We start from the raw sequence: 9295 nt of genomic DNA on the forward strand, positions 1-9295 counted from the left end.
TTACCAAGCCGATACTCGGCGCGATTCCCTCAATGGACAGACGCCATTACACCAGGCGACGGTCCGCGGCCCACCGGGAAAGCTCGTAACGGTTACTCATCTGCAGCTTGCGCAACACGTTCGACACGTGCGTCTCGACCGTCTTGATCGAGATGTACAGCTCCTTGGCGATCTCCTTGTACGCGTAACCCCTGGCCAGCAGCCTCAGGACCTCGCGCTCACGGTTGGTCAGCTGGTCCAGCTCGGGGTCGGCGACCGGCACGTCGGGCCGGGCGGCGAACGCGTCCAGCACGAAGCCGGCCAGCCGCGGGCTGAACACCGCGTCACCGTCGGCCACCCGCTTGATCGCCGCGGCCAGCTCGTCCGGCGAGATGGTCTTGGTGACGTAGCCGCGGGCGCCGGCCCGGATCAGGCCGATCACGTCCTCGGCGGCGTCCGACACCGACAGGGCCAGGAACTTCACCTGCGGATGGGTACGCCGCATCGACTCGAGCACCGCGCGCCCACCGCCGTCCGGCATGTGCACGTCCAGCAGCACCACGTCGGGCGTGGTGGCGGCGATCCGGGCGATCGCCTCGCTCACCGAGCTCGCCTCCCCGACCACGTCCACGTGCACGCCCAGCTCGGCGCGTACGCCGGCCCGGAACATGGCGTGGTCGTCGACCAGGAAGACCTTGAGCCGGGCGGCGGCAGTGGGCTCGTCGGTCATCGGTTCGTGTCCTTTCCCGCAGTCACGCTCTCCCGGGACGCCGGCAGGGTCAGCCGTACTTCGGTGCCCTCGCCGATCGCACTCCGGATCTTCGCCTTGCCACCGTGCCGCGACATCCGGCCGATGATCGAGCCGCGCACGCCGTGCCGGGACTCCTCGACCTGGTCGATCTCGAAGCCCTTGCCCCGGTCACGGACGAACACGCTCAGTTCGTCCGCCTCGACCTCGGCGTACAGCGAGACAGTCTGCACCCCGGCGTGCCGGGCGGCGTTCACCAGGGCCTCGCGGGCCGCGGCAACCAGGGCGGCCACCCGCTCGTCACAGTCCGTGTCGCCGACCACCACCGTCTCGACCGAGATCGCGTACGTGTCCTCGACCTCGGCGGCGGCCTCCTCCAGCGCGGCCGAGAACCGCTCGGTCGGCGACGCGGCCGGCTTGTACAGCCAGTTGCGCAGGCTGCGCTCCTGGCCGCGGGCCAGCCGCTGGACCTCCTTGATGTCGGCCGAGTTGCGCTGGATCAGGGCCAGCGTGTGCAGCACCTGGTCGTGGATCATGGCGGCCAGCTCGGCGCGTTCCTGCTCCCGGATCCGGCCCTCGCGCTCGGAACGCAGCTGGCTGAACGTGCGCCAGATCAGCGGGGCCACCACCACGGCCACCCCGGCCAGGCCGACCAGCGCGAAGATCACGCCGTTGACGACCGCGGTGAGGCTGCCGCGCGGGGCGTACACCGCGACGATGCCGATGATGCCGGTGGCGACCAGCACGCCGCCACCGATGAACCGGAAGATGAACGAGCGGCGGTCGCTCTCCGCGATCACCGCCTGGAGCCACGGCGCCTGCGGGGTGTCCGGGTAGAGCTGCGCGCGGCGATCCGGGTCGGACTGGTGCCAGATGACGCCGGCGCCGAGGGCGATGATGGCGATCAGCCAGCCGGCCGTACCGGCCACGCCGTGATCGCCGAAGAGCAGCCCCTGCAGCAGCACCACCCCGACCCCGATCGCGGCGAACGGGATCAGCGAGCCCAGATTGCGGCGGGGGGCCGGTGTGCCGTCCGGGACCTGCTGGGGCACGACGGCCCAGAACCCGGCGTAGAGGAGCAGACCGAGACCATTGAAGCCGAGGAGTACGACCAGAGCGACGCGCACCGCGATCACGGGAATGCCGAGGTGACGCGCCACCCCGGCGGCGACACCGGCGATGATCCGGTGGTCGCGTTGCCGGTACAGGCGGCGCGTGGGCGTCGGTGCTGTGGTCGCGGTGATCTCGTCCTCCCGGTGGTCTCCTCCGATCGTCACACGGAAGGGGCGGGCAGACCACGGGGAACTACCCCGAGGTCTGTCGCCCGGACATCTCAGGGTCCCGTCAGGGTAGGCGCCGGAGGCGAGCCGGCGGGTGCGGGCCGCAGTATCGATGGCATGACCGACGATGCTGCCTCAGCCCGCGATGCCGACCAGTCCCGCGGTGCGGCATCCTCAACCGATTCGCTGCCGCCGCCGTTCCCGCCGCCGACCCCGCCGCCGTACGAGCCGCCCCCGGACGACCGGCCGGCCGGTGACGGACCCACCTTCGACCGGGCCAAGCTGATCCGCCCGCTCCGGCCCCGCTACGTGGCCGGTGTCTGTGGCGCGCTGGGCCGGGCCACCAACACCGACCCGGTGCTATGGCGGGTGCTGCTCACCGTGCTCGCCATCTTCGGCGGCGCCGGCGTACTGATCTATCTGGTCGGCTGGCTGGCCATCCCGGCCGAGAACGACACCGCCTCGCCGGTCGAGTCGCTGCTCGGTCGCGGCCGGTCGAGCATGAAGCCGCTGTCGATCGTGCTGCTCGGCGCGGCCGCGGTGTTGACCTTCGCGTTCGTGGTCAACGACGGGTTCCGCGCGGCCCTGCTGGCGATAGCCGTACTGGTCGGTGCGGCCGTCCTGATCCGCCGGGGCGGGCCGTCCCGGACGCCCTTCACCTCGCCTTTCACGCCTCCGGCGGCCGCTCCTCCGGCATCCGCCCCTCCGCCCTTCACCCCGCCGGCGCCGGCCGGCCCGGCCGCTCCGGGCGAGGAACCCACCGCCCAGTTTCCGGCGGCCGGGGCGGCCCAGCCCGCCGCCGCCCCGGAGGCGCCGGCCGCATCGGAGCCGCCCACCGAGCCGCTGATCCCGCCCGCGCCCGAGGCGCCACGGCCGCCGCAGTTCGGTCCGCCCGCCTCCGGCTACCGGCCGCCGTTCGCGCCGCACGGCCCGTACGCGTCGCCGGCTCAGCAAGCCACCGCTCCGCCGCCGCCGGCCCCGCCGAGGCAGCCGAAGGCGCCGAAGGAGAAGTCCAAGCTCGGCAGCATGACGTTCTTCGCGCTGGTCCTGGTCATGGGCCTGCTGACCATGCTCAGCCTGAGCGGCGTGCACGTCACGGTGTCCGCGTTCTTCGCCGCCGCGCTGGCCACCATCGCGCTCGGCCTGATCGTCGGCGCCTGGATCGGCCGGGCCCGCGGGCTGATCGCGCTGGCCCTGATCGCCACGCTGGGCCTGGGCGTCTCGTCCGGCCTGGAGCGCTTCGGCGGCCAGATCGGCAGCAACGTCTACCGCCCGGCGGCCCTGTCCGCGGTGGCCGACCGGTACGACTTCACCGTCGGCAACGCCGTGCTCGACCTGCGCCGGATCGACTTTGCCGGTGCCGAACAGACCACCACGATCGAGATGAAGGTGGGCCAGATCCAGGTGCTGCTGCCGCCGAACGTGGACGTGACCGCCGACGTCGGCATGAACGAGGGCCGGGTCGTCGTGTTCGGCACCGAGTACGACGCCCAGCAGGCCGGCGCGCAGCCCTTCACCGACCAGGGCAAGGACGGCCCGGGCGGCGGCTCGCTCAAGCTGAACATCCTGATGACCACCGGGAACGTGGAGGTGACCCGATGAAGCCGCACCGCACCGACACCGTCTCGCTCAGCTTCGGCACCATCTTCCTGCTGATCGCCGGCTGGTGGGCCGCCTCCAAGGTGGTCAACCTGGCCCCCGTGAGGCTCGGCTGGCTGATCGCCGGCGCGCTGATCGTCTTCGGCATGATCGGCCTGCTCGGGGCGATCCGCTCGGGCCGCCGCCCGGAGCCGGTCCCGGCCACTGTCGGCCCGCCGGTCGAGGAAGAGCAGCACGGCGATCTGCCGCCGGAGATGCACGCCGAGATCGTCCGCGAACTCCTGGACGACCCGGCCGAGAAGTTCGATCGCGAGCACACGGCGTCAGCGGGGTCGTCAACACCGGCGGCGACACCGCCGGCGGCCGCGGCCCCGGTGCGGCCGGAGCCTCACACCGACTGATCAGCTCGACGTCATATGCTCGGCGGTGGCCACCTCACGGGTGGTCACCGCCATCGACGTGAGAGGCCCCAACCGTCATGACGCCGTTCCCCGCCGTTTCCACGGCGCCGGTGGCCGGGATCGGCCAGCGCGCCGCCCGGGCGCTGACCGCCGAGCTCGCCCGCCGCAACGTCGCCGGCTCGGCCCTGGTGATCGGCGCCGACCACGCCTCAGCGGTCGTCGCCACCGCCGTCGAGGCGCTGCTCCCCGGTGACACGCTGACCCTGGTGGCCGGCGAGCGCAGCACCGCCGACCTGCTCCGCGACCACATCGCCGGGCTGGGCAGCTGGGTCGCCGACCGGGTCACCATCCTCGACACCCTGGCCGAGGCCGACCCGGCCGACGTGGTGATCATCGGTGAGCCACTGACCGGCACCGCCGAGGAGGCCCGGGCCCAGCTCGACGGCCTCGGCAAATACCTGACCGACGGCGCGGTGGTCACGGTGGCCACCCCCGCGGTGCCCGGCCAGACCGGCGGCGCGGCGGCCGAGCTCTTCCGGCAGAGCGCGCTCTTCGGGGTCGGCTCCGACCTGGTGGTCCGCAACAATCCGCCGGTACGCGTGCACAAGCTCCGGTTCACCGAGCCGAGCACGGCCACCGCGGCCACGCTGGCCCCGGCGTACCGGCCGTCCAGTGTCCCGGTGACCCGGACCATGCACATCGACTCCAACGGCGTCGTGGCCGCCGGCATCGCGCTGGGCCTGGCCGCTGTCGCCCGGGCGGCCCGCCCGCAGTCCCGGCTGTGGCTGCTGCCGGCGCTGGCCGCGGCACCGGTGGCGGCGTTCTTCCGCGACCCCGAGCGCGAGGTGCCGGCCGACCCGCGCACCGTGGTGGCGGCCAGTGACGGCCGGGTGCTCTCGGTCGAGCACGTCACCTTCAACGACGAGGAATACCTGCGGATCGCCGTCTTCCTGTCGGTGCTGGACGTGCACGTCAACCGGGTGCCGGTGGCCGGCCGGGTGGTCGACCACTTCGTCGAGGAGGGTGGGTACGCGAACGCGATGACCGCCGCCGCCGAACACAACGTGGCCGCCTACACCGTGCTCGACACCGACCGTGGCACCGTGGTGGTGGCCCAGCGAACCGGTCTGGTCGCCCGGCGCATCGTGCAGCGCGTGCCGATCGGCACCCTGGTGGCCAAGGGCGAGCGGATGGGCCTGATCCGCTTCGGCTCCCGCACCGACGTCTTCCTGCCCGCCGGGGCCGCCACTCCGCTGGTCACGGTCAACGACAAGGTCGTCGGCGGCAGCTCGATCATCGCCCGCTGGAAGTAACAGCACAGACCCGCCACCCAGGGCACCCGCCGCGCATCACCCTCCGCCCCGACCCACCACCCAACCCGAACTGGTAGCTCAGGGCGCCCGCCGCGCATCAGCCCTCGCCCTGACCTACCACCAGCCCAGGGCGCCCGCCGCGCATCAACTCCCGGCCCACCGCCAAAACCACGAGTGGTAGCCCTGAGCGGCATCCGTGGAACGGATACCACCTGGGGCTACCACTGTTTTTGGGGCGCGGGGCGGGAGGGTCAGGCGAGGTTGGCGGCCGCGCGGCGGTGCTTCACCCACAGGAACGGGCCGCTGGCCAGGTAGCCGCAGACGACCGCGACGAAGGTCAGGCGCGGGTCGACTAGCACGCCGACCACCGGCAGCAGCCACAGCCACGGCGGCAGCTTGATGATGCGGGCCAGCTTGGCGTACGGGAACGAGGAAACCATGGCCACGGCCAGCACGGCCACGCCGGCCAGCAACGCCAGGCCGGGGATGGGCAGGCCGATCAGCACGGCCAGGGCCAGCACGGCGGCGGCCATCGTGGTCGGTACGCCGGAGAAGAACTTGCCGTCCTTGGCCGAAACGTTGAACCGGGCCAGCCGGATCGCGGCGCAGCCGGCGACCAGGACGCAGGCCGCCGCGGCGACCGAGCGGGGCACCTCATGCTGCAGGGAGGCATAGACGACGACCGGCGCGGCCAGGCCGAACGAGCACATGTCGGCCAGCGAGTCCATCTGCGCGCCGAACGGGCTGGACACGCCCAGCTTGCGGGCCAGCGCGCCGTCCAGGCCGTCGAAGGCCACACAGGCCACCAGGCAGGCCGCGGCCGCACGGACGTCGCCGTGCATGGCCAGCATGATCGCCGTCATGCCCAGGGCCAGGCTGGCCAGCGTGCACCCGTTGACCAGCGCGAACGACACGCGACGGCGGGCAGTGTGCTCGCCCGGGAGCAGCGAGACCTCCTCGGGCTCAGCCACCACGGGCGCGGGGGACGCGGGCGGCAGGGCCAGGCGGGCCGGGGCCGAGGGCTCGAAGCCGGTGTAGATCACCTCGGGGTGCGTGGCGGTGGCGGCGCGGCCGGAATCACGGCCGCGGCGGCCGACTCGAACCAGCAGAGCCTGTCGCGCGGCGTTACCGCCGCGACGCAGCCGTCCTGCCCAACGACGACCGGCTGGACGCGGACTGTCCGTCGTACGTCGCCGGCGCCAGGGGGTTCGCGCCACGGGTGTCTCCTCCATGGGTTAGGGGTGCTGAATTGGCAGGTGCTGATTTGGCGGGTTACACCATTGCACAGCCCGATGATCTCGGCGAGACCGTCCAGCTCTCGTGTGGTACGACGCCCTCTCCCTGTGACGAGTTTAACTGATCACGGCAACGGCGGGCTTTCCACCGCTTCGCGAGCGACCTCGGTCAGCGGAAGGTCGGACAGTTCGGTACGCCCGAACCACCCGGCCACCTCGGTCGATCCGCCCGCCGCCTCGGTCACCAGGGCCTGACCGGGGTGTTCCACCAGAACGTCGAACAACACCCGGACGACGTGCCAGTCCATCGGCACGCCCTCCGGCCCGAGCGCGCCCGGGTCGTAGCGGTGCGAGACCCCGAACAGACCGACGATCCGCCCCTGCTGGGACGTCTCCTCGATCAGTTCGCGGGCCAGCGCCTCCTCGGGGGTCTCGCCATGATCGGTGCCACCGCCGGGCAAGTGCCACAGTCCCGCGCCCGGGTACCCCCGGGAGATGCGGGTGAGCAGCACACGGCCGTCCGGCGCGTACGCCCGGGCGTACGCGCCGAAGCGCTGGACCCGTCCCTCCAGCCGCTCCACCGGGGTTTCGACCGGGAAGGGCGGAATGCCGGGGTACGTCCCGGCGAAGTCGCCGATGGGAGAAACGTCATAGAGAATCCGGTCGGTGTGGGTCAGCCCGTCGGCCGAGAGCTCCGCGGACACCGCCCGCACGCCGTCGACCCGGACCGGCCCACCGATGGCGGCCAGCAGCGTGCGGCGTACCGCGTCGCCGGGGTTCTCGCCGTGCCCGACCAGCCCACCCGGCAGCGCGCCGGCCGCCGTGGCCAGCGCCCGGCCCGCGGCGTCGCGAGCCAGGCCGTACACACCGATCTGTCTGACCTTCACCGGATCTAAATTAGCGCCGCCGCCCGGAGAGCGTCCGCCGTCACCTCGGTGAGCGCCTCCTCCGGCAGCTCACGCACGCCCTTGAGGCCCATCCAGCAGGCCTCCGAGGTGGAGCCACCGACGTCGCCGACCCGGACCTCGGTGGGGCGCTCGACCACGACCCGGTAGAACGCCCGCACCCCGTGCCAGTCGATCGGGTAGCCCTCCGGGCCCAGTGACGCAGCGTCACGGTGACTGGCCACGCCCAGTAGTTCGATGATCCGCCCGCGCTGACCGGTCTCCTCGACCAGTTCGCGGATCAGCGCCGTCCCCGGCTGCTCGCCGTAGTCGGTGCCGCCGCCCGGCAGGTGCCACCGCCCCTCGCCCGGATAACCCGGCGCGATGCGGGTGAGCAGGATGTTGTCGTACGGGTCGGTGGCGATCGCATAGGCCGCGAACCGTTGCGCCCGGTGCAGACCATCGGGCCCCGGGTACGCGTAGAACGACGGGAAGTCGGGCGCCTCCTCGGGCCGCAGGTCGGCCGCCTCGGCGTCGAGCCCGAGCGCCGCCGCCGTGAACGGACGCAGCCGCAGCTTCGCCGCCTCCTCCAGCGACGTCCAGCGGGCCAGGTCGGTCGGGTGCCCGACCCGGTCGACGAGCGTCCCACCACGCACCGAGACCCGGTAGATCAGCCGGTCGGTGTGGATGGTGACACCGCGGTGCGGCATGGACCGCATGTCGGCCAGGACGTCGGCGAGGCCGGCGACGGAAACCGATAGTCCGGTCTCGGCCGCGGTCTCCCGGACGACTGTGTGATTGGGGTCCTCGCCATGGTCGACGGCCCCACCGGGCAGCGACCAGACTCCGGGCGTCCCGGACCGGCTAGAGGCCCGGACCAGCAGCACACGCCCGTCGACATCGGTGCAGACGGCGTACGCGGCGATGCGGCGTAAAGGTTCCAGTGCGGGGGTCACAGAGCCGAATTGTGCCCGGATTGCGTCACCTAGCGAGAAGGTCTGTCGGATTCCTGACAGGGCGATCGCCCTACGTAACCGCAGCTCAGGGCCCTGTGACGTACGTTACGCACCCACCCCGTCACCTGCAGTAAGGGCCAAACTTCAGGGTCCGACTCCGGGCCATCACCGAGGTTGCGGGCCCTTCCGGAGGCGCACCGTAGACCCATGCCCACACCGACCGTGACCCCGTACAAGCAACTCCGCCGCCCCTTGGACGACCGCATCGTCGCCGGCGTCTGTTCGGGCATCGGCCGCTACTTCAAGGTCGATCCCGTCCTGATCCGCGTGGCGTTCGCCGTCCTGGCCGTCCTCACCTGGGGCGTGGCTCTGCTCGCCTACCCCGTGATGTGGTTCCTCATCCCCGACGCCGACGGCCCGTCCCAGGCCGCTCCCCCGCCCCCCAACTTCCCGTTCACCGCCACCCCCACGCCCGCCGCCGCGCCGTTCAGCACCGTCGCCCCCGACGACACATTCCACCCGGCCGCCACCGCAGCACCCACCCCCACCGAGCCACCCACCCCGAGCCCCGCAAGCACCCCGCCCGCCGCCGCGAACACCCCCGACGGCCCGGTCAACCCTGCCTACGACCCAAACCCCAACGTGGTCTAACAGCGACCACCACGCATTTCGCCCACCGCCGCGAACACCCCCGACCACCCGGTCAACCCTGCCTACGACCCAAACCCCAACGTGGTCTAGCAGCGACCACCACGCATTTCGCCCCGCCGGCGACTTGGGCGCGAAAAAGTGCCAGGCGAAGCCGAAGCACTTTTTCGTGCCCAAGTCGCCGGCCGCCCTCAGGGCGAAATGCCGGAGGCGCGCCGGCCCGCCCCGCAAAAACAGCCGCCACAACCCCCC

9 protein-coding genes are annotated in these 9295 nt (G+C 72.2%); 4 read left to right on the forward strand and 5 right to left on the reverse strand.

Annotated features, from left to right (window positions below; all coding sequences use genetic code 11):
- Nucleotides 1–46 precede the first annotated feature (46 nt).
- Nucleotides 47–709: a response regulator gene (locus ACGFIO_RS24910; protein ID WP_392829072.1), complete on the reverse strand. Its 663-nt coding sequence runs from the start codon at nucleotides 707–709 to the stop codon at nucleotides 47–49.
- Nucleotides 706–1935 (reverse strand): PspC domain-containing protein, encoded by a 1230-nt coding sequence (locus tag ACGFIO_RS24915; protein WP_392829539.1) that lies wholly within the window; start codon nucleotides 1933–1935, stop codon nucleotides 706–708. Before ACGFIO_RS24915 ends, ACGFIO_RS24910 begins: the two co-directional genes overlap by 4 nt.
- Nucleotides 1936–2124: 189 nt before the next feature.
- Here ACGFIO_RS24915 and ACGFIO_RS24920 point away from each other — a divergent pair, with 189 nt between their 5' ends.
- The 3 genes from ACGFIO_RS24920 to ACGFIO_RS24930 all read left to right on the forward strand — a co-directional run bounded on the left by ACGFIO_RS24920 (nucleotide 2125) and on the right by ACGFIO_RS24930 (nucleotide 5320).
- Nucleotides 2125–3609: a PspC domain-containing protein gene (locus tag ACGFIO_RS24920; RefSeq protein WP_392829073.1), complete on the forward strand. Its 1485-nt coding sequence runs from the start codon at nucleotides 2125–2127 to the stop codon at nucleotides 3607–3609.
- Nucleotides 3606–4007 carry a hypothetical protein gene (locus tag ACGFIO_RS24925; protein WP_392829074.1) on the forward strand — a complete coding sequence of 134 codons (402 nt, stop codon included), beginning with the start codon at nucleotides 3606–3608 and terminating at the stop codon, nucleotides 4005–4007. The genes ACGFIO_RS24920 and ACGFIO_RS24925 overlap by 4 nt, the downstream gene beginning before the upstream one ends.
- 77 nt (nucleotides 4008–4084) lie before the next feature.
- The gene (locus tag ACGFIO_RS24930; protein ID WP_392829075.1) at nucleotides 4085–5320 is read left to right on the forward strand and encodes a phosphatidylserine decarboxylase; all 1236 of its coding nucleotides are present in this window, start codon (nucleotides 4085–4087) and stop codon (nucleotides 5318–5320) included.
- A 251-nt stretch (nucleotides 5321–5571) separates the two neighbouring features.
- Here the strand turns inward: ACGFIO_RS24930 and ACGFIO_RS24935 are convergent, their stop codons facing one another.
- The 3 genes from ACGFIO_RS24935 to ACGFIO_RS24945 form a co-directional block, all read right to left on the reverse strand.
- Entirely contained in the window at nucleotides 5572–6462 is an 891-nt protein-coding gene (locus ACGFIO_RS24935; RefSeq protein ID WP_392829541.1) for a CDP-alcohol phosphatidyltransferase family protein, read from the reverse strand.
- A gap of 218 nt (nucleotides 6463–6680) precedes the next feature.
- Entirely contained in the window at nucleotides 6681–7442 is a 762-nt protein-coding gene (locus ACGFIO_RS24940; RefSeq protein ID WP_392829076.1) for an NUDIX hydrolase, read from the reverse strand.
- Nucleotides 7443–7447: 5 nt separating this feature from the next.
- A complete protein-coding gene (locus ACGFIO_RS24945; protein ID WP_392829077.1) occupies nucleotides 7448–8395 on the reverse strand; it encodes an NUDIX hydrolase in 948 nt (315 codons plus the stop codon).
- A 207-nt stretch (nucleotides 8396–8602) separates the two neighbouring features.
- Between ACGFIO_RS24945 and ACGFIO_RS24950 the strand changes: the two genes are divergently transcribed.
- Nucleotides 8603–9046, forward strand: coding sequence for a PspC domain-containing protein (locus ACGFIO_RS24950; protein ID WP_392829078.1), 444 nt, complete (start codon nucleotides 8603–8605; stop codon nucleotides 9044–9046).
- Nucleotides 9047–9295: the final 249 nt, after the last annotated feature.

Source organism: Actinoplanes sp. NPDC049265 (assembly GCF_043197135.1).
Lineage (GTDB): Bacteria > Actinomycetota > Actinomycetes > Mycobacteriales > Micromonosporaceae > Actinoplanes.